Genomic DNA, 23750 nt, shown 5'->3' with positions numbered 1-23750 from the left:
TCCTTATATCTGTTGTAGAACATCAACCGACACACTATCGGAAATTTCACCAAAGGACATAACATCTAATTCCCGATAACGCGCTTCAACGAGACGCTTAATATAGCGACGCACGTCGACAGAACAGAGAATCACCATATCCTTGTGCGGAATTTTAACTCGATCCATGGACAGCACAAGGCGATCCAACAATCCATCACTGTCGGTGGGCTCCAAGTTTAGGAAAGAACCATTTGACGTTTGCCGAATGCCCTTACGCACTACATCCTCAAAGTCTGCCGATAACATCAGGGCCCGCAACTTACCCTGCACGGTAAATTTATTACTGATGTAACGCGCCAATGCCCCACGTACGTGTTCCACTAACGTCAATACATCTTTTTCTCGAGAGGCCCAGTGGGCGATGCTTTCCAAAATGAGCTTCATATTGCGTACTGAAATACGCTCAGAGAGCAAACGCTGTAGGATTTCAGCGATTTTCTGCACGCTGGCATGCCGATAGACTTCCTTGAGCAAGTCGGGATATTTAGCCTCTAACTGGTCAAGTAATGTCTTGGTTTCCTGCACGCCAAAGAACTCGTTGACGTTGCGCGCCAAAAGCGCAACCAGGCAATGATAGGTTTCATCGTAGGCAGGCCTCAGGTCGTAACCCAGCGCGACGAGACGTGTCTTGTCTTCCATCCCCGCCCAAATCGAGACCTGCTTATTACTGTCCTGACCCACCGTAAGGTCCAGCCCCAGACCTTCAAGCTCATCAGAATGGTTAAGGACGCGCAACCGCTCAAAATGAATATCGAACTGATCTGCGCGCACCTCGTTGATCAGTACACATACTTGGTCAACGGGCATATTTTCGACACTTCGCAGGCTCAAGTCGGGGATACGCACTCCATAATCGATAAAGAACTGGCTACGTATGCGCTCTCCAAGGCGGTGCACGCGCAAGTCTTCTATTTGCGTCGGTGCGACCAAGAGAATAAGAGGAACGGTTTCACTCGCAGTGGCTTCCAAATCTTCGATCAAACCCAGTGCACCTTCCTCTCTGGCACTACCCTCTGCCGTACCCGAATCGGATGAGGTACCGGTCTGCGCCTTGAGCGTAGCCCTGTGACGGAAAAAAAGTAATAACCCCAGCGCCAGTGCCAGTACGGCAAATGTCAGTGTAGGGAAACCAGGAAGCAAGCCTACAGCCAGGGCCAACACCGCAGTTACGCCGATCACAAATGGATGGCCAAGTACCTGGGCAACAATGTTTCGGCCTAGATTCGCATCATCACCATTGACGCGGGTCACAATAAAGCCAGCGCTGATAGCGATGAGCAAAGCCGGTATTTGGGCGACTAATCCATCGCCGATGGTCAGCATGGTGAATGTCGAAAGCGCGGTTGAAAGGTCCATCCCCAGCTGCGCCATACCGACGGCGATACCGCCGATGAAGTTGACGAAAATGATGATTATCCCGGCGATAGCATCGCCTTTGATAAACTTCATGGCGCCGTCAAATGAGCCATACAGCTGACTTTCACGCTCCAGCACACTTCTTCGTTCGCTCGCCTCGTCAGAGGTGATTGCCCCGGCCTTAAGATCGCCGTCGATACTCATTTGCTTGCCAGGCATCGCATCAAGGGAAAACCGCGCTGCAACCTCTGCAACCCGCTCCGAACCCTTTGTAATGACGATGAACTGCACCACCGTCACAATTGAGAAAATGACGAACCCCACCACTAGGCTGTCGCCAATCACAAACTGGCCGAACGACGCAACGATATCGCCTGCGTCAGCCTGCGTGAGAATCAAGCGACTGGTGCTGATGGACAACGCCAAGCGAAACAAGGTTGTAATCAACAGCAACGAAGGGAATGTCGAGTAATTAAGAATCCTCTCAATATAGAAAGAACCCATGAACACCAAAATGGAAATGACGATATTCAAGCCAATTAGAAAGTCCACCAACGGTGTTGGCAATGGAATGATCAACATGGCGATGATCATGATCATCAATGTCAGGATCAACAATTCCGGACGCGACTGAATATTGCGTAGCAAAGAATTAAGCATAAGAGCGTAGTGCTTCCACGTTATAAACTGTCGGGGCAGCAGCGCCGCCGGGCTAAAACTTCCGTTTCAAAAGCGATGCTCATCAAGACCTCAAACCGCTCTTGCAGCAAACCAGGTATCTCGTCATCCTCGTATAAAGCTGGCGGCAAAAGAGAACATCCGCGTCGCACCGCCCCCAGTAAAGCCGCGCGTTGATGCGGTTCAGCCAGAATCACCGCCTCCCCTAGCACTCCATACAGCAATTCGTCCAACTCTTCGGGCGCCTGCAACAAGCCAATAAGGAACAGCAACCAGTCAGACTCGCAGCCGTTGTAACGCCTGGTTATTTCGTCTCCGAGCATCCGTCCCACGAATAGAAGATCAGCCGAGCGTAGGCATTTGAGTTGATTCAGCTTCTTCAGTAGCTCGCCAAACTCAGTTTTAGAACAGCTCGGTTCCTGAGCATCTATATCGGTTAACAGCGCCGCCTCGATAAAATCCAGCACGACGGTACGCTGCGTATAACCATACAGCGCGATCCAATTTTCATAGTCCAAGACTGGCCCATGTTCATTTTCAAGAAACTCACGGTAGCTTTGGCGCAAAAAACCCGGCTTGAGAGCCATTGCCTTGCCAAACAGTTTTGCCTTCAACGCGCAATTGATACCCGCCCGCAGACGCTTGGGCGGCGCTTGGACCACCAATGTTTCCAGCATCTGCTCAAGCTGTTTGCGCTGAGCCTTATCCAGATTTCGACGCCGCAATAATTCACTCAGAACCAGCGCCAGGTCGCTGTCATCAGCGAACAGGCTACGTGCTTTTTGAAGCAATAGTTCAAGCGACTGCCCGCCCGATTTGGCAATACTTAAAATCTGTTGGACCCTCGGAAGAAGGTCTTCTTCGAGTACACGCTCAAAACTATCGCTAAGACTTTCTCCTTTGCTCTCAAAGCGACGACGATTCAACAAACTGCGCATCCCTGTTGAAAGCTCATCAACGCTCTGCATAAATTTTTGCAGTTGCGCGCCTGGCGAGGTGTCCTCAATCTGGGAATCAGCTCCATTCTCGGCCGCTGCCTGAGACTGTTGCGCTTTCGCTTCTCGGCTTTCTCGCTTGATATGCAGTTGCTGTTGATGCTGAGGAGAGCGCCCGGCCGAGGGTATAGAGGTAACCATCAGCGGCCTAACGCCTTCAGAAGCTTGGCATCCTCTGCACCCCAACGCCCGGAGTTCGCTGTCCCAGTCAGCACATCTCCATGTGATTCAAGAGGGGAAGTGATTTCCTTCGGTTCGATCAAAAAGACCCGAACAGTATTCGTTTGCCGGGACTGCCGATAACTAAACAAGCGCCCAATAAACGGAATAGAACCGAGCACAGGGATCCGCCCTATTTGCTCACCGCTCTCGTCTCGAGTGTAACCACCCACCAACAGGCTTTTACCAGCAGGCACACGCGCCACTGTACTGATATGGGTGCGCCCTACTGTAGGTAAAATAGCACCTTGGGTTCCGTTTTCTGCCTGCTTAACTTCATTGCCGTCTTCAATACTCAACGACATTTCGATCTGATTATCAGCAGAGAACCGTGGCAACACGCTGACCAAGGTACCGTACGTTATGTGCTGCAGCTCCACACTGCGTTCACCGATCAGCTGCGTATAGAACGTACGATTATTATCAAAGATGGCCGGCGTATTTTCCTGGGTAAGTAACACGGGACGTGAAACCACACGAGCCCGGTCTTTTCGCTCCAGTGCAAGCACCGATGCGACGAAGCTCTGACCATCTAGGGTACTGAGAGAACCTCCATTTAGGGAAACAGAGATATTCCCACCTAAGTTTGCCGAGCCCTGCCAGCTCACGCCTAACTGATCAAGATCTTCTTTTTGCAGATCAATAATCCACAACGCAAGTTCAACATGGCGTTTCTCTTCATCTAGGGCCCCTACAAGATTTTCTATAAAGCGCACTTGTTCAGGCAAGCCCTTGACCAAAAGGCTGTTATTATCTGGATAAGCCATGACACGAATATTCCCGGCCGCTAGTTCCCTTGGAATAATACGGGGCAGTTCGCTCGCGTCTTGCGGAGCTTTCTCTGCCAGCTCCTTCAGCGTAAAATCCGACAGCTTTGTTGAGCCCGGTCGGGTCGAATCCACCCCCTCAACCGCCCGCTGTTCATTACGCAACAAACCCTCAATAACGGTTGCCATACCGGGAATAACCACATTGTTGTCACGCAGCGCATACGAGCGGTCGCCGACGAATGTATTCTGCAGACGAATCACGCCAATACGCTGTCGCCCCAGTTCAAGATCCGAGCTGTTCTCATCCATCAGCTTGGCAGCTTGGCTAATCAAATCTACGTAAATGGGTGGCCCGGAAATATAAAAAGTACGTAGGCCATCGCTGCGTAAAGGGAACCGCGCATCATCCAGGCCAGAACGTCGCAGAAAAGCATTGAGCTTCGTCACTGTTATATTATGCAAGGAAACAACCGCTCTCTTTGCCTCAGAGGCCTCATACAAATAGATCGATTGACCATCGTCATACCAGATCAAGCCCATTTGTCGAGACAGCTTTCCTAGCAAAACCTCAGGCTGCTTGAATACGAACTCTCCGGTAATTGTTCGGCGTGCAGCGCCTTTACTCACGACCACCGGCTTCCCCAGCTCGCCTGAGAAGGCCTCAAAAAAGGTTCGCAAATTATCTTGCCGCGCAACGTACCCGTCAGCGGCATATACACTGGTAACCGAGGTTAGAAAAAACAAAAACCCCAAGCCTAATCTAGTATGTAACTTCATTATAACACTGTTCATTTAGCTGCCAACTTGGTGATATCAGACAAGCCTCGCGGTGACACCCCAAGCAGCTCACTCATTTCCCGAGAAAAATGTGCGGAAGAAGAAAAGCCGTGATTCAAAGCAATCTCGACAAGCGTATGTTTACCTTCTGTCAAATCCATTAATGCACGGGCAAGACGCCAATCACGCAATTGGGTTTTGGTGGTTTTCCCAATAACTCGACGGCATAAGCGGCGAAAATGAGGCACTGACACCCCATAACGCTTGGCCAAACTGTGCAACTTTTCGGCACCGGTGCCACTACCCCATAAAAAGCTGACCAACCCATAGGCCTCCGTTCGGCGCAGGTAGGCCGCCAACCGCAAATAACTGTGCGAAGCACACCAACCTTGCTCTAGGTACCAAGACTCAATATCTGATTGCCAGTTGGTAATTTCCAGGGCAATAGAATTAAACGACTGCGATGTAATTACATCTTCGCCAGGCAGCACTCCCGACTGATCAATGAACAACTGCAATCGAGCCAACGTAGCGAGGCTCACAGACTGCACATGGCCTGCACCGCAAATCACCTCAAACCCGGTGCCGACCAGCAAGCCGTGCCACCCGGCGGAAAAATCGTAGTGCTCTTGGCATGCGTCCTCAGATGAAACATTGATTAGGGATATGTCTTCAGTCCCGACAGTCAAACGCCAAGCAAAAAGCCCATCTTTGACCGATGCGAAATCTGTAGGCCATGAGCTTCCCGTACGTACGGAAGAACCTTCATATATAGACATATTGATACCCATCAACCTAAGCAAACATAAGCATACTTATTAATCAGCAATAAAACTTGAGTAGATTATGATGGCACCAAAAAAGTATGATGATCTACCCAGCTCGTCCATCACTGAAACCTGCCCCCACCCATCCGCAAGATACGAAACAATTCTTCCCCGGGGAACCTGAACACATAATTAAGAGATTACTAAATCATTGCTCGACCGCTCTCTAACCGTAGAGGCAGCTTTCACCTTGTTGCTCCTGACGGCGGCCATAAGCAACGTTAACAATACACCATCGGCCAGCTCATTAATTATTGCATGCAAATACCTGCCGCTCTATCGAGAAACCCCTATAATCGCTTCGGAAATTTCCCTTGCCCCATGAGAAATTTCAACGCAGACGTCTCAGGGGAGCAGTTATCACAACTGCAACTGCAGCGGACGTATTCCACCAATAGAACAATCGCACCCCTTCCGCACACGAATAAAAAATTAGAATGGACACATGTTACGAGGAGTTAGATGTCATATTTTCCAAAGTGTGATTATGCACAGACCTGTGCTGCTATGAACATGCGAGCCCACAGAAACCTCCATGCACTATATAGAAATTTCCTTGCTGAATCGAGAAGCGTCTCATACTCTTAGCGAAGGCACTACTCAAAAATTGAACCGCGTTAGAAATCCCACATCCTCAAGGATGATTTCATTCATACGCATCATTCATGCAGGTATTAAAAACCGAGGTTTAACTAGACGCAAGAGCAATGCTAGCTGAATCGCTTTATGCAACTTTAAGTTTTTTGGCTGACACAATAGAAAATACCTGACGGAATTTACTGACCTATGCGATTTTATACTCTACCCAGGCCCCAAAACACAATTTAATGCTGCTTCGCCACAGCCAAGCATATGGACTTAACTCTATTACTGAAATATTGGAGAAATTTAAATAGTTTAGTACTTGCCTGGCTCATCAATTAACGAATCGAACAAGTGGGAATTTATGTCGCTAAGTGTCACAGATCGTATCAGCATCAAGTTTCACAATATAACGGGAGGCAACATTTCTTCAGGCAGAACGTTACGTATTGCTGAGGGCCTGAAAGAAACACAAAACATTCCCGAAAAAATCGTAAAGTTACTTTCGAGGAAAGTTGGAAAGCACCCTGAACTGAAGCAGTTTATGCCTCAAGAGGTCAATACAAATCTTGCGAAGACGCATGCACTTAGCGCTGTAGAAATATACAACAAAGGAATAACCCAAGCGAAAAATGAACTGACTGGACTGCAGAAAATGATGAATGGGCACCATGAGCATGTGCAGAAAATTTCAAATTCTATTCTTCACAACAATATAGGTATTGAATTCAGAGCTGAAGTTGGGGGGGTTTTGAATGAGTTGGGTAGTGGTTTTTCCAACATCCTTAAACTAGAAGAAAAAATCAATAACTTGAATGGGGATAAATATGCTATTAAGCAAAAAATAGCTTCGCATCAAAAAACTAAAAGCAACATAATCGACATGTATGGTGAGCGGGGCTCACTGTCGCCAGCCTGGGGTAATGCCGATAGAAGCATTTCAGCGCTTGAGGGGAAGATGTCAAGGAAAAATACCGAAATCAAGACTCTGGAAAGTAGCCTGCTAGATCACCGAGAAGTTTTAGCGCTCTCAGTTATTACGGTTGCCGAACGCAGGAAAGATCTCGTTAGTGACAATACCCAGCCACTGGTAAACTCATATAAATCAAATTTTTCGGAGCTGCAGTCTATTCCATATAAAGCCAATCTTATTGAAAAGAGTATTATTGAACTACAAAACCAACGTGAGAATGCGGTCGAACTCGCTGATAGAATCGATCATATACAGCTGTTACATATGACAAATAAAGTTATCACCGATACCAATACGATCCTAGAACTCACAAACAATAAAATTCTAAAATTAAAATCAAATATTGAAAACACTATGCAGGCGCAGCTTGCTAAGGCTAAAGAAATAAATATCGCCATTTCCGGCATTAAATCAAGCGACAAATTTAATGTATTCTCACAAGAAGCGCTGAGCTTACCGAACGTGCCAAATCACAAACCTGACACGACCTCAAGCAATCTAATTAAAAAACGAGCTGAACTAGCCAGTTAAGCCTTCGCTAGAATTGGAGTTGAAGAGGCATATCTTCTTCACTCACAAAACCGAATGATTGCACGTCGAGGTCTGAGCAGTCTGAGCTCTGTATACCACAGGATTAAGATCGTTTAGCGTCAGCCTGGTTCGCGCTCACCCATTACGCTCCTGCGGCAGGCCGGACTCAGATTGAAGGCAAAATATCTCAACTGAGAACGGCTGGCCAACTAACTAGACGTCATGTATAAAAATGCTCCTACCCGTCAGGAAATCACACACCTGAAATCAAATATTCTTCTCTCCCCGCTCGACTTAAGCTTAGAGATATTTGCAACAGGTCAATGGATAAAAACTGCTGAAGCAGATTCAATTCGGTACGGGCCAGGCTAAAACAAAGCCTCACATCAGGCATTTGCCCTAGCCAAACAATAAAAGGGACCTGATCATCTACGATAACGGGAGCTGTGATTTTTCGTACCGGCCGTTCTACCTCCTGCTCAAGCAGATGCACAAACCTGATTATCGCTAGGACATATATCCCCAGCAGTGATCAGCCCCTGAACCAATCGTCTTGACGGCGAGACAGTCCCAAAAAGAGCACTAGGAAACTCGCCAGCACGTACATGGCATGTAGCGCACAATAATTACATCGCCACAGGCAATCGCTCGCACCACTGCGTTGCCCATAGATCCAATATTCGCCAGCAAGGGCGATATCAATGCGCCCAGGGGATCCCCATGGTTGCAGACATCCTACGGCCATCCTCACCCGCCTGAGACATTTGCAGATGACCCGAGCATATGCCGGAATATGCCAATGGTCCTCTCGGCGCTGAAAGCGATTACCGGCACGCCGTATCGCATTGATAGACACGACCGCGATGAAATAGCGTTGGCCTTCGCAGCTATCACCTCATCGATAAACGCTATGTATTAGATAATTTTGGCAAAAGCCTCACGGTTCCAACACGCACCTCATGAAGAACAAACGCCATGCCAAATACGTCGTTATCCTGAAGCGGTGCGCTACCTGCTATTTGCGGTCAAGGAAACCAACCGTTCCGAACGCACAACGCAGCAGGAGTGGCGCAGTTACCTTCAACGAACAAAGTGTCCCCATTGGATTGGATACGTGCGGAGAGCCGGCCTCCCCCGGCGCGAGTGTGACGCTGACCGCCGCGTCGGGATATTTGCCCTGCTAAAGTACCGAGACCCAGCACCACGGAGTGTTTGCGCAGCGCCATGTGCGCTCCCCCAAGCCCCGTTTTTCCTTGGACGGCCTGAGCTTTTCCAGCTCTGTGGACGCCCTGATCCGACAGGACCGGCTCGACCCGCTACCCTATGTGCGCCGACATATCTGCGGTGATTGGGACGATGTGCGCGAAGAGCATCGACGCTACAACGGTGCGGCCGTGGCCCTCGGCGGCTACCTGCTGTCGTCCTACGCCGTCGGCGATGGATTCGACCTCCGTATCTTCACCGAATCAGCCCGGAACTTTACCGAAGTGTTCCTGCTAGATGAGTACTGACCGCCATAAACCGGTACGTCCCTCATGCGGTTTAACGGATGCCGGCTGCCACTCACCCCGACCACGCTGCCGCCATGTTCGCTGGCATCGCCAGCAACGTCCCAGGCGGTCAAAGCCTTCAAGACCGCGGTGCGTCAATGGCGTATCGGCCGCCTCATACCTTCATCCTTCCGTCAACCCAAGGGACGCCCACCCTTGCGGTAGGAGGTCCCGCTGTTGCAAGGAGACCTCCATGTCATTGTTCTTCAAAGGCAGCGATCTGAAGCCGGTGCTGGTAGAGGCCATCGCCAATCAATGCTGCATCATTTTGGTCAAGGACCAAGGTGTCTACTGGCTCGCCGAGCGGGGCGAGCGCCAAGCCGATGGACGCCAAAAAGTGATTGCCTACGCGGTCGGCTGCAATCCCGATATCGACGCGTTCGACGACTGGTGGGCGTTGGCCCGCAACGAGCTCGGCGGCGACGATTTCGGGGAATATTTCGACCCTCAGTGGGGGGCGTTCACACGCATCCTCAACGGTGAGGACGATCTTGAACTGACCGCAACAGCGACCCGCCTGATGCTGTGGTCCGTCACGCCCTAATCGGACAACCGATTGTCCCTCCAGACCTTGAGCCCCTGCCTGACGGGGGGCGCTGCGGTTCAGCCAGGCACCGCGCCCGTTTTCGTCCTACTCCTAGGGTGCCGAATGGAGTCATCACCCTATTCTCTTGCCCCATTCCCGTGCGCCCCGTCAGACGATGTTGCGTCCTGGCCACCGCCACGCCCGCAGGATGATAGCTGTGGCGAGCCAGGTGACCGGCCGCTGACACGCATCGGCGCGGATTCGCGGTTGGCGTCGGTGTGGTCCTACGGCAACTTTTCCATGCGCTGCCGTGTGGAAAACCTGCACTTCCAGATGCCGCCAGGGGTATCGGCTCTTCGAGCATGTCTACCGGGCGCGTATTTGGCGTTGGCCGGTATTTCGCCCCCCAAACTCCACCGTTTCGTTAGATGCTACCCGCGACGGCTGCTGGCACACGCCTCGTTTATTTCATTGTCAGCATGGCCGCCCAAACTAGGAATTGATTGATGACTTCACTTTTCATGCAAGGTATTGATCATGCGAAAACTACCTACTCCGTTAATCAAAGCCTATTACCACCCGATTGAAGCGGCGATCCGCTGGAGCAACCTGCACCGCTTCGAACCCTTGATCCTGGCCCAACTCGGTAACCGTCTGCGCCCGACCCAGGACGACTTTCCACGCTGGCCAACCCTGTATTTGAATAGCGAGCGGCTTTATTGCGGGCTGCACAACGGTGATCTGCCCTTCGGCAAACACGGCGTCATTTGCCGGGACGTGAGCCTACTCGATGACCCGGGCCTGTGCGTATGCGAGGTGCATCTGAAGGCGTGGATGCAGCAAAACTACCCGGAAGAAAAACCGCGTTTCCTGTATGGCCCGGCCGAACGCCGTGGCCTGAGTTGGGCGGCATTGCAGGAGATGTCCGCTAATCACACGGCACTGAAAGTGCAGCTCGACATGTGCGCTGATAAAACCGCGCAGTTGAAGGAACGCAATACCCTGCTCAAACGTAGTTTAGCCGAGATCCGGCGCTTGCCGCCGCCCGGCGAGGAACTCAGTGATCGCGGCCGCTCCGCACTGTTGAACATCATCGACGGCCTGCTGACGGCGCTGCGCGGCAGCTCGCCCGGTGGCCAGCGTTACAGCCAGTTCGACAGTGACGCGGCGATCATCCAGACAGTCATGACCTACCACGGCGGGCGGGTGAGTATTACCGAGCGCACGATGCAAAAGCATTTCGCGGCCGCTCGCCGCAGCTTGGCCGCTTGAGCCTGCTGGCCGGTGCCGCACTTGCGGTGGGACGCGCCGTAGTTGCGGTAGCCGTCGGCTGAGGCAGGCTATTGAATACCGATCACCCTATACAAGCCTTCCGGAGTGATCACCATGACTGATAACACCTCCATAGCCTCCCACGCCGAGCGCCGGGTACTGCGCCGGGTGGATGTCGAGCATAAAACCGGCCTCAAGCGCGCTCACTTGTACGCTCTGATGCGTACCGGGCGCTTCCCTAAAAGCATTCCACTGGGCATCCGTGCGGTGGGCTGGGATTCGCTGGAGGTTGAACAGTGGATCGCCGAACGCCGCGCCGAGCGCAACTGAGGGGAGATGACCATGCGTGTTGTGTCCCTGATTTCCACCAAAGGCGGTGTCGGCAAGACCACCACGGCGGCTAATCTCGGCGGCTTTGTCGCCGACGCCGGCTTGCGCGTGTTGCTGCTGGATCTGGATGTGCAGCCGACCCTGTCCAGCTACTTTGCCCTGACTCGCCAAGCATGTGCCGGCGCTTATGAGTTGCTGGCCTTGAACGAGCATGACCTGCAGCGGTTGGTGTCGCGCACCAGCATTCCCGGCCTGGATCTGATCCTCTCCAACGACGAATTGGGGCAGCTCGGCACCTTGCTGTTGCATGCCCCCGATGGGCGCTTGCGGTTGCGCAACCTGTTGCCGACTTTTGAAGCGTATTACGATCTGCTGCTGATCGACACCCAGGGCGCGCGCAGTGTGCTGCTGGAGATGGCGGTGCTGGCGGCAGACCTGGCGCTGTCGTCGGTGACCCCGGAGATCCTCGCAGCGCGCGCACTGCGCCGGGGCACCTTGCAGTTGCTGGACGATATTGCGCCCTACCGTCACTTGGGCATCCAGCCGCCGCCGCTGCGGTTGTTGATCAACCGTGTGCACCCGGTCTCGGCCGATGCGCGGCAAATTCAACGGGCACTGCGCCAGGTGTTCGGCCATAGCGGCGGGGTCCAGGTGCTGCACACGGCGGTGCCGGCGATTGATGCCTATCCGCGCGCCGCTACCCAGCAGTGGCCGGTGCATCGGGTCGAATACCGTAAGCCGTCAGGCCGCGCTGCCCCCGCTGCTTTGGAAACAATGCGCGCATTGGCGGGTGAACTGTTCCCGGCCTGGATGGAGCGTTTCGCCACGGTCACTGGTCGTGGAGGACGCCCGCATGGACATTAATCGTTTGCCGCGCCGCCTGCGCCGCTTGATCTGATGGCGCTGCGCGAGGGCTGGTGGGTGCGGATCAGCCCCGACCTGCAACTGACCTTGCGCAAGCCCGGCCTCCCGCCGATCCACACCGGCACCCGCGCTCATTGGCAATGGCGCTCAGAGCGAGTTTCAGGCGCTTGCCTTCCATGAAATGCTGGGCATCAGCGAAATCCGCATCTTCGATATTGATCGCGATGCCTCACTCAAGCTGCTGCGTAACCTGGCGGCTTTCCCGACGATCAACGTGATTCACGTCGACTCCATACAGGAGGCGGTCAAGGGCGCGCACATTGTCACCACCGTGACCGCCGACAAGGCCTACGCAACGATCCTGACGCCCGAGATGATCGAGCCCGGCATGCATATCAATGCCGTCGGCGGCGACTGCCCGGGCAAGACCGAACTGCACGCCGACATCCTGCGCAACGCCCGGGTCATCGTGGAATTTGAACCTCAAACGCGGATTGAAGGTGATATTCAGCAACTGGAGGCTGACTCGCCCGTCGTCGAGTTTTTCCAAATCGTGCAAGGCGACGTCCAGGGACGCGAGAACGATGAACAGGTGACGGTCTTCGATTCCGTGGGCTTTGCCCTTGAGGATTTCTCGTCGCTTCGCTACCTGCAGGCGATGGCGCACGAACATCAGGTCGGTCGGCACATCCACCTGGTCCCCACGCCTGAAAATATAAAGAACCTGTTCCAGATGCCGGATCAGCAGCCGGCCAAAGCCGCCCATCTGCGCACGGCCAGTTGACCTGCGAGTGACGCCCCCGGCATTTGAACTGGGGGCCGTCACTGTCCACATAAAACAACACCGTCACCCGCCATTGCCTCCTGACAATGGCGCTGGATATCCACTTTTCTGCCAAAACTCAAAAACATAAGATCAAGAGGTTTTGAAATGAAATCGAATTCATCAGAGCGGGCTGAGCAGCCTGCGCTGCAGCGCACGCTCAGCAATCGTCACATCCAGTTAATGGCCATGGGCGGCGCCATTGGCACGGGCTTGTTCATGAGCTCCGGAAAGATCATCGCCCTCTCCGGCACCTCGATCATCCTTATCTACATGATCATTGGCCTGTTCGTTTACTTCGTCATGCGTGCCATGGGCGAAATGCTGCTTTCCAACTTGAATTTCAAGACCTTTGCGGATTTCGCCGGCGCCTACCTGGGGCCCCGCGCCGCATTTTTTCTCGGCTGGTCGTATTGGCTGAGCTGGAGCGTTGCGGTGATCGGCGATGCCGTCGTGGTGGGAGGCTTTTTCCAGTACTGGTTCCCCCACCTGCCCGCCTGGATACCGGCTATCGGGATGCTCGCGACACTGTTCGCCCTGAACGTGCTGACGGTCAGGCTTTTCGGTGAAGTCGAATTCTGGTTCGCGATCATCAAGATCATCGCCGTGGTGACGCTTATCGGCGTGAGCATCGTGCTGATTGCCAGCTCGTTCGTATCCCCCAGTGGCGTTACCGCGTCCCTGGGCCACCTGGTGGATAAGCAGGCTGCATTCCCTCATGGCGTGCTGGGTTTCTTTGCCGGCTTCCAGATGGCGATATTTTCCTTTGCCCGCACCGAACTGATCGGCACCGCTGCGGCAGAAACCCGGTCTCCGGAGCGGACCCTACCCAAGGCAATCAACTCGATTCCGCTATGAATCATCCTGTTCTACGTGTTGGCATTGGGCTGCATTATTGCCGTGACGTCCTGGCAACAGGTGTCACCTGTAAAAAGTCCTTTTGTCGAACTTTTCCTCGTCGCCGGCTTTCCCGCAGCAGCCGGCATCGTTAACTTCGTGGTCCTGACATCCGCCGCGTCATCGGCCAACAGTGGCTTATTCTCCTCCAGCCGTATGCTGTTCGGGCTGGCGAATCAGGACAACGCCCCGGGTATTTTTCGGCGACTGTCGGGCAACAGTGTGCCGCTGCTGAGCCTGGCCTTCACCACCCTGTTGATGCTGGCGGGTGTACTCGTGCTGTTCATCGTTCCGGAAGTCATGACGGCATTCACCATCGTTTCCACCGTGTCAGCGATTCTGGTGATCTTCACGTGGTCGACCATCCTCGCGTCCCACATTGCCTATCGCAAAAAGCATCCTGAGCTTCACGCCAAGTCGTCTTACAAGATGCCGGGCGGCGTCCCGATGGCATGGTTCTCACTGGCTTTTTTGGGCTTCGTTCTGTGCCTGCTGGCACTAAGACCTGACACCCGCGTTGCCTTGATGGTCATGCCGGGGTGGTTCATATGGCTGGCAATTGCTTATCAGCTGACACGTAGCAGGAAGCCAAAAACCGCAGTTGAATCGGCAAGTCAATTCGGTTGAGCTGCTAACGAGGCCTCTGCGCCAATCCTGAACAGCACCCGCCGAACTGACAATGCAGATAAGCCTGCTTGCCCAGCATTGCGGTGTGTCGGTCAATAGATAGACTGAGCGACACACCGCAATCCCGAACACTCCTGGCCGCATCAAGCAAGGGAATACAACCCAGCGGTAGAAGGACCCATCCGAAAGTTGATGCACAAGGAATCGTAAAGGGCTGTGCCAGCGGTGTACTTGAATACGTACTTGAAAACCGTGGCTGGAGATGGATTTCAGTGGAATTCGGAAAACGAAAAAAGCGGCTCACGGATGCTATTTCCGTGGTACCGCACCTGAAAAAAGAGCAAAAAAAGCGACCTGTTAAGGTCGCTTTCTTTCGCTTCAAGGAGTTCAAGGGCCTCGAAGCTAAATATGGCGCAGCGGACGGGACCATTACTCACCCTCCAAATTCTTGAAAGTCTTAGGGTTTCAGAATGTAACAGTTTCTTTATGGCCTGAATTGTGTACTCATTAGCTGTCACTGTAAACAGTTCCCCTTAACCAACGCTGTCTCAGTATCGGAAGGGTTCGACAAGGTAATCCAAGAAGCAGCGCACCCGAGCTGGAACATGCGCTCCATGTGAGTCCAGATGAAAGTCGTTCCAACTTCCAGATCGCTCTTACAGGTCCGATGTTTGATGCGCAACATCCCGGTGCCTCGAAGATGTCTCCTGTTGAACTTCAGCGGCGAGCGACATCGATGCAGCTAATTTGGCGATCCACGTCAGGCACTGCTGCAGCAACGCCGACTCATCCCCTGCCCTGTAACTGACAATAATCGGCGAAGTCGCCAAAGGTTCCAACAAGGGCGAGTAGCCAATATCGTCGCGGTGCAAACGCTGCACCGAAGCCGGTACCAGGGAAATGCCAATACCCGCCGCTACTAGCCCGATGGCGGTCTGCAGTTCATTGGTCATTTGCGCCACACGGACCTTCAAGTCATGCCGGGCAGATAGCCGCAGCACATGATCGGCATAGCTGGGGCGAATATTGCCAGGATAGAGTACAAAGGGTTCGAGGGCCAATTGCTCCATGCTTACCGTCGCGCCCAGCAAGTGGTGCCCGGCGGGCAGCGCCACGACCAGGGGATCCTGATGTATAACTTTTTTGCACCACGGCGGCGTCGATGTGGATGCGCCCGAAACCGATATCGATACGCCCACTTTTCAGGGCTTCGACCTGCTGCAACATGACCATTTCCGACAGGCCCAGCTCGATACCGCCATCGCTGCGCAGGCGTCGGATAAGCTCAGGTAGCGCGCCGTACAGCGTCGACGGCGCGAATCCGATCCCCAACCAGCGCCGTTGCCCCTGAGCAATACGCCGGGTGTCATCGCAGACCCGCTCCAGCTTCTATTTCAGACTGCCCCTAGGGCACGTTACCCACGATTGGCGATTTCACGACCAATAACGATCATTAACAACAGTCCACCAGCTATGCCAAGCGTCAAAGGCGCCCCCAGGTGGGCCGCAATTAGTCCCGCAAACAGCCCCCCAATGGCCTCGAAACCGAAACGCAATGCGATGTAAAACGCAATGACTCGTCCGCGAAGTGCGCTGGGCGCGCCACTTTGCAGTTGCATATTACTGCTCACATTACTCACGGTGATCCCAAACCCGAGGACTGCCAAACACACTAACGCCAGCAGTAGATGGCCAGGCACAGCCAGCCCAAGCAAGCCCATTGCGCATAACACCGCTCCAGCCAATATAAAATGCTGCAACCTCGACGCTGAACCGCTTACCGCTAACACGACGGTCGCCAGGAAAGCGCCGGCACCTGCAGCGCCCCATAGCCACCCAAGCGTGCGAGCATCCCCCTCATAAACTGTCTTGGCTAAAATGGGCAGCAACGCGGTATAGCAGGACGCGAGGAGGTTGATAATCACGACACTGACCATCAACCGCCGAACTTCAAGCGTTCTCCAGAGATAACGCACCCCTTCTCGAAACACTTCACCTGTTGAGCCACTGGCTCTTGGGCTTGGCGTCACGCGCACTTTCATGAGCCCGATCAGCAGACACAGAAACGCCAGGGCAGTCAGTAAAAAGCAGCCTGCCTCCCCCGCCAAGGCAATCAAGGCACCGGCCAAGGGTGGCCCGACAAAGCGAGCCGCATTGATTAACATGGCGTTAAGTACGAGGGCATTGGGCAGGTCGGCCGGATCAGGAACAAAGCTTGTGATCAACGCCTGACGGAGCGGAGTCTCCACGGCATTGAGCAATCCGAGCAGCAAAGCCATGAGCGCAATAGTCAGGCCGTTCATCCATTGCCCATAGGCGAGAATCGCCAGTGCCAAGGACTGTAGAGCGAGGACGGTCTGCACGATAATCAGCAGGCGACGCTTGTCGTGCCTATCCGTCCAGGCGCCTGCCAAAGGGCCAATCAGCAGCTGTGGCGCCAGACTGAGGAAGGTAATAGCGCCGAGCAGCACCGCCGAGCCTGTCAGGTGATAGGTCAACCACGACAACGCGACTTGTTGAACCCACTTGCCTAGGGTGGAAACGGCTTGCCCTGCAAAATAGATTTGAAAATTGCGATGTGCCAGCGCCCTCACGGATGCAGGCCACTGACTACGGTGCGTGGTGTGGGGGTCAGGCAAGTCATTGCTCCTGATTGACAAGTAACAGTAATGCCCGCCCCGCACGCATCAATGGCAGATTACGGCAGCAGGCAACCTTTTTTCTTCAGCGATTCCAGTACCCAGGTACGGTCGTTGGTGCCTATAGCAATCTGCTCCATCTGCTTGCTCTCGGCGGCATGCTTGGCAGCCGCCCACTCATAGACTTCGCCGACTTGATCGAATGGCACACACAAGAGGCCGTCATCATCGCCAATAATCAGATCGCCGGGCTCAATCACCATACCATCGATCGCAATGGGCACGTTGATCTCACCCGGACCATCCTTGTAAGGGCCGCGATGTGAAATGCCTGCCGCGAACAAGGGAAAATCATCCGCGCCGATGACTGCCGAATCTCGAATCGCGCCATTGATAACGATACCCGCGACACCGCGCTTGATGGCGTAAGCAACCATCATTTCGCCGATCAAGGCATTGGATAGATCGCCCCCAGCATCGACGACCACCACATCACCCGGCTCCGCTATATCCAGTGCGTAATGCAGCATGAGGTTGTCGCCCGGACGGGCTTTGACCGTGAGCGCCGGGCCAGCCAGCACACCGGCACGATGCATAGGACGAAGCTTGGCGCCACCGGCGGTCATGCGGTTCATTGAGTCGCTGACATTCGCCACTGGAACTTCCCGGTAACGTGCGACCCACTCGGCATCGACCTTGCGCGCACGTTCCAAAACCCTGAATCCAATGCTCATGCGACCTACCTCTATTGACGTTGTTTTATTGAATTTATTCGCAGTCGTTGGCCAAGCAGCCAAACCTTAATTTCAGAATTACATTTCATTTATTCAAAATCAACATCAAATTCGCACCAGCAATCTGCACATCTTCGTATTTTCATCATCAATATTGCAACGTCATTTCATTATGGTAGTGTTGACTCACTGCAATGCATCATTTTCGACCGTCAGCCACAACCATAAAAACAAGGTACCTGTCATGACCCGAACCATCCTGCTTACCGGGCCCGAACTCGCCACTGACGCCATGAACCTGGCCGCGAGCCAAGGCGTCAGGGTAATCCCCACAACACCCTACCTTTCTTCTGAAGAGCTGGAAGCGATAATCCGTGCGGAGCAACCCGATGCAATCATTGTCCGCCAAGGGCAATTGACCCGCGCCATGATTGAGGCGTCCTCCAACCTCAAATCTATTGCTAAGCACGGCGTGGGTTACAACACCATTGATATTCAGGCGGCCGCAGACCATCGCATTCCGGTCAGCATCGCTGCCGGCGCCAACGCGCAGTCCGTGGCCGAACTCGCCTTCGCGCTGATGTTCAGCGTGGCGCGCCAGACCGCATTGCTGGACGCACGCATGCGCGACGGTCACTGGGATAAGTCCTCGGCGAACGGCATTGAATTGTTTGGCAAGACGCTCGGACTGGTTGGCTTGGGCTCGATTGGCAGCATCCTGATGGACCTGGTTGCCCCTTTGAACATGAAGGTAAAGGTCTACGACCCCTACTTGAAGCAACTACCGCAACGCGCTCACGTGGAGCGCGAGGACGATTTCGATCGACTCCTGGCCGAGAGCGATATCATCAGCCTGCATTGCCCTCTGACCGACTCCAGCCACAATCTGATCGGGGCTGCACAGCTGGCGCGCATGCGCCCGGGCAGCATCCTGATCAACACCGCCCGGGGCGAGTTGATTGATACCGGGGCACTGGTCAAGGCATTGAGCGAACGCAAGATAGCCGGCGCCGGCCTGGACACCTTCAATCCGGAGCCGCCCCCTGCCGACAGCCCACTCTGGGGCCTGCCGACACTCGTGGCCACGCCACACGTCGGCGCAAATACCTCCGAGGCACGCGACCGCGTAGGCCTCGTTGCGCTTCAACAGATTTTCGATGTGTGGGCGGGCAAGGCTCTGGATCCTCGCTGCGTTGTCAACCGACACCTATTCGATGTCTGTTCAGCTGTGGAGTGATCCCCACTGTCTTCCCTGAAAAACGGGAACCTCAAAATGAAACGCGACACTCCAGAAAAAATAACAATCGGAGAGCCTCATGACTACAGCAACGTCCCCCATAAGCGAGCTAGAGCGCAGTACGATGCACAGGGTCGCCTGGCGAATCCTGCCCTTCCTGATCATCTGCTATTTGATCGCGATCATAGACCGCGGCAATATCGGCATGGCTTCGCTGCAGATGAACGGAGACCTGGGCCTGACGGCGAAAGTTTTTGGTTTCGCGAGCAGCTTGTTCTTCGTTGCTTATTTCCTCCTCGAAGTACCCAGTAACCTGGCCATGCAAAAATATGGCGCGCGTATCTGGATCGCCAGGATCATGATCACGTGGGGGCTCATCTCTGCGGGTACAGCGTTCGTGCAGGGCGCCCATTCGCTGTATGTGATGCGATTTCTGCTCGGCGCCGCCGAGGCGGGCTTCTTCCCTGGCGTACTTCTTTACCTCACCTACTGGCTGCCCTCCGCTTATCGTGCACGGATGGTCGCGATCTTCATGGTGGCTATTCCTGCGGCCAACTTCATTGGCTCGCCACTGTCCGGCCTTTTGCTCAGCCTGGATGGCTGGATGGGGATGCGCGAGTGGCACTGGCTATTCATTCTAGAAGGCATACCCGCTGTATTGCTGGGACTTGCCTGCCTGTTTGTGCTGACGGATCGCCCCGAGCAAGCCAAGTGGCTCACTGATGAACAGCGTAGCTGGTTGGCTAAACGCCTGGCTGAAGAAGCCTCGAAAAAAACTGCAATCGGGCATATCTCCTTGTGGAAGCTGCTGCGCCATAAAGACATCTGGGTGCTCGCACTGATTTACTCGGGCGCGTCCGCCGCTGGCAGCACCATGAGCGTATGGGCCCCTCAGCTGCTCAAGACCTTCGGGTTGAGTTCCCTGGAGATTGGCCTGGTGAACGCCATTCCCTATGGCATCGCCTCGGTACTCATGATCTTTTGGGGACGCAGTTCCGATCGCACCGGGGAACGTCGCTGGCACACGGCAACGACCTTGTTGCTGATCGCGGCTGGGTTGCTCATGACGCTGTTCACCTCCTCGCTGATCGCGACCGTCATTATGCTCACCATGGTTCTGGTCGGGGCATACTCAATGAAAGGCCCATTCTGGGCACTGGTTTCCGGCTGGCTGTCATCCTCCACCGCCGCCGCAGGGCTCGCGGCAGTCGGCGCGATGGCCAACCTGATCGGTGGCGGCCTGATGGTGAATGCCTACGGTGCGATCCACGATGCAACCGGCAGTTATGCCCTGGCGCTCATGCCGCTGGCAGCCCTCTGCACATTGGCCGGAGTCATGGTTTTGGTGGTCGGTCGCAAGCGTCAGCGCGAACAAGCCGAGCTGGGCGCGTCCATGATCGCCAAGTAGATACTTCTTAATCAAGGCTACGATGCCAGCGCTTCCCTATCGGAGCGTTGGTATCGCGATGTAAAAATAATAACAAGAGGTTTTGCGATGCTTCTATCTCGTCGCCGCTTTCTGCAAGCAGGCAGTGCACTGGGCGCTGCTGCGTCCATGGGCGCTTTTGCAAACGTTCCTTTCAGCCAAGGGGATGAAAGGCCGAAGCTTACGCCACCGGCCGGCAGCGTGGATTGCCACATGCACCTGTATGACGGCCACTATCCCACTGCACCCAATGCAACCTTGTTCCCGCCCGATGCTTCACTGGAAGATTATCGTCAACTGCAAAAACGCCTGGGCATGAAAAGGATGGTTATCGTAACGCCATCCACGTATGGCACCGACAACCGCATTTTGCTCGATGGGTTGCTTCGCAGCCGCGGCGATGCACGCGGGGTCGCGGTTGTCGATGGCTCAATCACCGACAGGGAGTTGGCGCGCCTGGACAGCGCCGGCGTGCGCGGCATACGGTTTAATCTTAGTGTTGGCGGTGCGGCACTTAATGACCTGGAATCGCTTGCCTTGCGCGTGAATGAACTGGGCTGGAACGTTCAGATTGCACCCGGCCCGCTTCTGGTCGATCTGGAGCCCCGATTGGCGAAGCTTGCGGCAAAGGTGGTCATCGATCACATGGGACATGTGCCACAACCGGATGGACTGAACTCTGCCGCCTTCGCCTCGATCACCCGGCTGCTGAATAATGAAAAAACCTGGGTCAAACTGTCCGCCCCTTACTTGCGTTCAAAGACAGGGGCGCCGAGGTATGAAGACGTCAGCAAGGTAGCCAGCGCGCTGATCAAGCATAACGCCGAACGTATGCTGTGGGGGAGCGACTGGCCCCACCCGACACTTGCAATAGACCAGAAACCTGATGACGCTAATATCCTGGATCTGTTGGCGTTCTGGGCTCCGGACGCAGGTACACGCGAATTGATTCTGCGCGACAACCCCACCTCACTTTACGGCTTCTGACTCCACTCCGGCGGTTTGGCCGTCCGCCGGCTTTAGCCCCAGGCTGCGCATCAGGTCGCGCGCAGCCTCGAAGAAAATGTCCTTCAAGTTATCGGCGCACTCCTCTGTCAGTCGGCTGGCAGGCCCTGATATGACGAGCGCGCCCATCAACTCTTGCTGCCCCCCGTAGATCGGCAGCGCGATAGAGGACGCATGCGGATCCGTCGCACCGCGAGAATAGTAAGGCTTTTCCAGTGCAATGCCGACATGAAAAGGTGCCCGCAACGCCTGGGCTCCAGCTGCCTCGTCCATGGGACGCATATCGCCAGGCTGCATATTGAGTCGCAGGCGATGTGAAGAATTCACGCGGTACTGACACATCCGATAGGCGCCATGGCGAACATAGAAAGAAACGGTCTCACCCGTTTGACCGGAGAGGTGCAGCAGTCGCGGCATCACATGACGCTCAAGATCAAGCGACTCCTGATACACCGCGTTAAGCCTCATGACCTCGCTGGCCAACTGATAACGCCCGTCGGTCATCCGCGTGATGTAGCCTTGGTTTTCAAGCGAAACCATCAAGCGCATGATCGTGCTCTTGATGAGCCCCGTTCGTGCCACCAGCTCAACCAGACTCAACGCAGAATCGCCGATTCGAAATGCAGACAGAACGGTCAAGACTCGGTCAGCCGAAGCCACACCGTTCACCGCTGGACGCGGCCGCGCCTTTACCATCGAATATACCTCTATTGCTGGGCCCGTCTGAAAAACTGTCAGGGCAGGAAAATCCATTATCTTACAACGATAGTCTCCTCGCCATCCCCGTGACTATTGCGTAGCCAAGGGTGGGTTTGGTCGTACTGGAATAGTCGTTTGGGGAGAACACCCTGCTGCTGATCACCGCACTTCTGCGGGGCCTTCCGCTGACCACAGAGGGATTTTCCAGCCTTTGAACGCTGTGTAAATACCTATGCCGTGATGCGTGGGCCAGGTTGATCTTCGTCATCGGTGCGATGGTGAAGCGTCGCGGACGCATGACCGAGCGTTTAGTTGGAATACCGCCGTCAGTTGCCCTCCCCCAGGTACACCTCGCCAGCCGTTCCACTGAACAACCTGTCCTTCTGGTCGTCAGTGAAGTCGAAAACCACTCGCTTAAAGGCATTCCACAACACAAGGTAGCTGAACATCCCTTTATCCACCGGAAAATTGCTTTCGAACATGCAGCGCTCGACACCGAACGTTTCGATCGCATGCATCAGGTAGGGTCTCCAGAGTTGGGCAAGCTCAGAGGAGCCAGGAGGATCAAGCTGCGCATCCAGATCGAAACCTGCCACTCTCATGCCCAGACCGCCGAGTTTCATCCTTATGTTCGGATACCGCGCCAGCCGCACCAGCATAGAAGCCCAATGAACAAAGACCTCATCCCGTCTTCCAGCATAGGGGCCCGCGCCCAACGGCCCGCCCAAGTGATCCACAACAATGATGAGTTCAGGGAAAGCCTTCGCCAACTCTACGACCTCGTCCAACTGAGTGTGATAAGCCCATACATCGAGGCTGAGACCGTGTCGCGCCAAATGAGCGGCTCCCCGCCGAAACGCCGGCACTTGCAGCAAGCCGGGAGGCGCAGGTTTCGGGTTCGATACAAGCCGCTGATCAGCATGCCAGGCGGTGGTATTGCGTATACCCCGGAATCGATTTCCTGCTCTGTGCCGCATCAGCTCCAGGACTGGCGCGACATCATCACCCAATAAAAGATTTGCACCGCCGACAATGGCTGCACACATGCGTAAATCCCCCATCAGCCCACTCGCACTGTGCGCCGCAACGCCATTGGCGTACTCGACCTCACCCAAAGTCTGAACAGGTTCAGCGTCATCGACGGACAGCATCGAACGACACTGAATGTAAACCGACGCAACCACTCGATGTCCGCCGGTTACATCGGCCAAATAGTCTTCGGCCAAGTATCGCTGCCCAGGTCGTTCCCACAAATGATGGTGCGCATCGACAATAGAACGAGCAGGGTCGAGGATAGGTTCTTGCACCCGCGCAAGCCAATCCGGTCGTACAGGTGCATGGGGAGATTGCATGATCACTCCAGGACTGGAC

Annotated in this window: 17 protein-coding genes and 3 pseudogenes; 11 read left to right on the top strand and 9 right to left on the bottom strand. The window is 54.4% G+C overall.

The window, feature by feature from the left end:
• Nucleotides 1–3: 3 nt before the first annotated feature.
• From C4J89_RS10470 to C4J89_RS10455, 4 genes are read right to left on the bottom strand one after another with little or no spacing between them, the layout of a single operon-like run.
• Nucleotides 4–2058 carry an EscV/YscV/HrcV family type III secretion system export apparatus protein gene (locus tag C4J89_RS10470; RefSeq protein WP_124403747.1) on the bottom strand — a complete coding sequence of 685 codons (2055 nt, stop codon included), beginning with the start codon at nt 2056–2058 and terminating at the stop codon, nt 4–6.
• Nucleotides 2059–2078: 20 nt separating this feature from the next.
• Nucleotides 2079–3212: a type III secretion system gatekeeper subunit SctW gene (gene sctW, locus C4J89_RS10465; RefSeq protein ID WP_256657473.1), complete on the bottom strand. Its 1134-nt coding sequence runs from the start codon at nt 3210–3212 to the stop codon at nt 2079–2081.
• The gene (gene sctC / locus C4J89_RS10460) at nt 3212–4837 is read right to left on the bottom strand and encodes a type III secretion system outer membrane ring subunit SctC (protein ID WP_124362254.1); all 1626 of its coding nucleotides are present in this window, start codon (nt 4835–4837) and stop codon (nt 3212–3214) included. Before sctC ends, sctW begins: the two co-directional genes overlap by 1 nt.
• Nucleotides 4838–4848: 11 nt before the next feature.
• A complete protein-coding gene (locus tag C4J89_RS10455) occupies nt 4849–5616 on the bottom strand; it encodes a helix-turn-helix domain-containing protein (RefSeq protein ID WP_164484526.1) in 768 nt (255 codons plus the stop codon).
• A gap of 994 nt (nt 5617–6610) precedes the next feature.
• Here C4J89_RS10455 and C4J89_RS10450 point away from each other — a divergent pair.
• The 8 genes and pseudogenes from C4J89_RS10450 (at nt 6611) to C4J89_RS10415 (ending at nt 14639) form a co-directional block, all read left to right on the top strand.
• Nucleotides 6611–7750, top strand: coding sequence for a hypothetical protein (locus tag C4J89_RS10450; protein WP_124406851.1), 1140 nt, complete (start codon nt 6611–6613; stop codon nt 7748–7750).
• 1325 nt (nt 7751–9075) lie between these two features.
• The gene (locus C4J89_RS26900; RefSeq protein ID WP_124362251.1) at nt 9076–9261 is read left to right on the top strand and encodes a hypothetical protein; all 186 of its coding nucleotides are present in this window, start codon (nt 9076–9078) and stop codon (nt 9259–9261) included.
• 232 nt (nt 9262–9493) lie between these two features.
• Nucleotides 9494–9844, top strand: a complete 351-nt coding sequence (locus tag C4J89_RS10440; protein ID WP_124403743.1) for a DUF3085 domain-containing protein — start codon at nt 9494–9496, stop codon at nt 9842–9844.
• Between the two features lie 519 nt (nt 9845–10363).
• The gene (locus C4J89_RS10435; protein WP_124403742.1) at nt 10364–11098 is read left to right on the top strand and encodes a hypothetical protein; all 735 of its coding nucleotides are present in this window, start codon (nt 10364–10366) and stop codon (nt 11096–11098) included.
• 114 nt (nt 11099–11212) lie between these two features.
• On the top strand, nt 11213–11428 hold the full coding sequence (locus tag C4J89_RS10430; protein WP_124362248.1) for an AlpA family transcriptional regulator: 216 nt from the start codon (nt 11213–11215) through the stop codon (nt 11426–11428).
• 12 nt (nt 11429–11440) lie between these two features.
• Entirely contained in the window at nt 11441–12292 is an 852-nt protein-coding gene (locus tag C4J89_RS10425) for a ParA family protein (RefSeq protein ID WP_124406850.1), read from the top strand.
• Nucleotides 12293–12383: 91 nt separating this feature from the next.
• Nucleotides 12384–13076: pseudogene (locus tag C4J89_RS10420) on the top strand (ornithine cyclodeaminase); the annotation flags it as partial.
• A 147-nt stretch (nt 13077–13223) separates the two neighbouring features.
• Nucleotides 13224–14639: pseudogene (locus C4J89_RS10415) on the top strand (amino acid permease).
• A gap of 656 nt (nt 14640–15295) precedes the next feature.
• On the opposite strand, the pseudogene C4J89_RS10410 reads toward C4J89_RS10415, so the two are convergent.
• The 3 genes and pseudogenes from C4J89_RS10410 to C4J89_RS10400 form a co-directional block, all read right to left on the bottom strand.
• Nucleotides 15296–16028 (bottom strand): annotated as a pseudogene (locus C4J89_RS10410) (LysR substrate-binding domain-containing protein); the annotation flags it as partial.
• A gap of 26 nt (nt 16029–16054) precedes the next feature.
• Nucleotides 16055–17278: an MFS transporter gene (locus C4J89_RS10405; protein ID WP_256657472.1), complete on the bottom strand. Its 1224-nt coding sequence runs from the start codon at nt 17276–17278 to the stop codon at nt 16055–16057.
• A gap of 59 nt (nt 17279–17337) precedes the next feature.
• Nucleotides 17338–18012, bottom strand: a complete 675-nt coding sequence (locus C4J89_RS10400) for an RraA family protein (protein WP_124406849.1) — start codon at nt 18010–18012, stop codon at nt 17338–17340.
• A 244-nt stretch (nt 18013–18256) separates the two neighbouring features.
• On the opposite strand from C4J89_RS10400, the gene C4J89_RS10395 reads away from it, so the two are divergent.
• The 3 genes from C4J89_RS10395 to C4J89_RS10385 all read left to right on the top strand — a co-directional run bounded on the left by C4J89_RS10395 (nt 18257) and on the right by C4J89_RS10385 (nt 21662).
• Nucleotides 18257–19249 (top strand): hydroxyacid dehydrogenase, encoded by a 993-nt coding sequence (locus tag C4J89_RS10395; protein WP_124403739.1) that lies wholly within the window; start codon nt 18257–18259, stop codon nt 19247–19249.
• A 79-nt stretch (nt 19250–19328) separates the two neighbouring features.
• Entirely contained in the window at nt 19329–20657 is a 1329-nt protein-coding gene (locus C4J89_RS10390) for an MFS transporter (RefSeq protein WP_124403738.1), read from the top strand.
• 87 nt (nt 20658–20744) lie between these two features.
• Nucleotides 20745–21662 (top strand): amidohydrolase family protein, encoded by a 918-nt coding sequence (locus C4J89_RS10385; protein WP_124403737.1) that lies wholly within the window; start codon nt 20745–20747, stop codon nt 21660–21662.
• Here C4J89_RS10385 and C4J89_RS10380 read toward each other — a convergent pair.
• Both C4J89_RS10380 and C4J89_RS10375 read right to left on the bottom strand, forming a co-directional pair.
• A complete protein-coding gene (locus C4J89_RS10380) occupies nt 21645–22376 on the bottom strand; it encodes an IclR family transcriptional regulator (RefSeq protein ID WP_124406848.1) in 732 nt (243 codons plus the stop codon). The two genes, C4J89_RS10385 and C4J89_RS10380, sit on opposite strands and share 18 nt — an antisense overlap.
• Before the next feature lie 329 nt (nt 22377–22705).
• Nucleotides 22706–23731: an amidohydrolase gene (locus C4J89_RS10375; RefSeq protein WP_124403736.1), complete on the bottom strand. Its 1026-nt coding sequence runs from the start codon at nt 23729–23731 to the stop codon at nt 22706–22708.
• Nucleotides 23732–23750: the final 19 nt, after the last annotated feature.

The sequence above is a fragment of the Pseudomonas sp. R4-35-07 genome (genome assembly GCF_003852235.1).
Lineage (GTDB): Bacteria > Pseudomonadota > Gammaproteobacteria > Pseudomonadales > Pseudomonadaceae > Aquipseudomonas.
This window is presented reverse-complemented; position numbering and strand designations above follow the sequence as displayed.

Coding starts and splice junctions, on each gene's coding strand:
- C4J89_RS10470 (WP_124403747.1), bottom strand. CDS start 2,058: ATGCTTAATTCTTTGCTACGCAATATTCAGTCGCGTCCGGAATTGTTG.
- sctW (WP_256657473.1), bottom strand. CDS start 3,212: ATGGTTACCTCTATACCCTCGGCCGGGCGCTCTCCTCAGCATCAACAG.
- sctC (WP_124362254.1), bottom strand. CDS start 4,837: ATGAAGTTACATACTAGATTAGGCTTGGGGTTTTTGTTTTTTCTAACC.
- C4J89_RS10455 (WP_164484526.1), bottom strand. CDS start 5,616: ATGTCTATATATGAAGGTTCTTCCGTACGTACGGGAAGCTCATGGCCT.
- C4J89_RS10450 (WP_124406851.1), top strand. CDS start 6,611: ATGTCGCTAAGTGTCACAGATCGTATCAGCATCAAGTTTCACAATATA.
- C4J89_RS10440 (WP_124403743.1), top strand. CDS start 9,494: ATGTCATTGTTCTTCAAAGGCAGCGATCTGAAGCCGGTGCTGGTAGAG.
- C4J89_RS10435 (WP_124403742.1), top strand. CDS start 10,364: ATGCGAAAACTACCTACTCCGTTAATCAAAGCCTATTACCACCCGATT.
- C4J89_RS10430 (WP_124362248.1), top strand. CDS start 11,213: ATGACTGATAACACCTCCATAGCCTCCCACGCCGAGCGCCGGGTACTG.
- C4J89_RS10425 (WP_124406850.1), top strand. CDS start 11,441: ATGCGTGTTGTGTCCCTGATTTCCACCAAAGGCGGTGTCGGCAAGACC.
- C4J89_RS10400 (WP_124406849.1), bottom strand. CDS start 18,012: ATGAGCATTGGATTCAGGGTTTTGGAACGTGCGCGCAAGGTCGATGCC.
- C4J89_RS10395 (WP_124403739.1), top strand. CDS start 18,257: ATGACCCGAACCATCCTGCTTACCGGGCCCGAACTCGCCACTGACGCC.
- C4J89_RS10390 (WP_124403738.1), top strand. CDS start 19,329: ATGACTACAGCAACGTCCCCCATAAGCGAGCTAGAGCGCAGTACGATG.
- C4J89_RS10385 (WP_124403737.1), top strand. CDS start 20,745: ATGCTTCTATCTCGTCGCCGCTTTCTGCAAGCAGGCAGTGCACTGGGC.
- C4J89_RS10380 (WP_124406848.1), bottom strand. CDS start 22,376: ATGGTAAAGGCGCGGCCGCGTCCAGCGGTGAACGGTGTGGCTTCGGCT.
- C4J89_RS10375 (WP_124403736.1), bottom strand. CDS start 23,731: ATGCAATCTCCCCATGCACCTGTACGACCGGATTGGCTTGCGCGGGTG.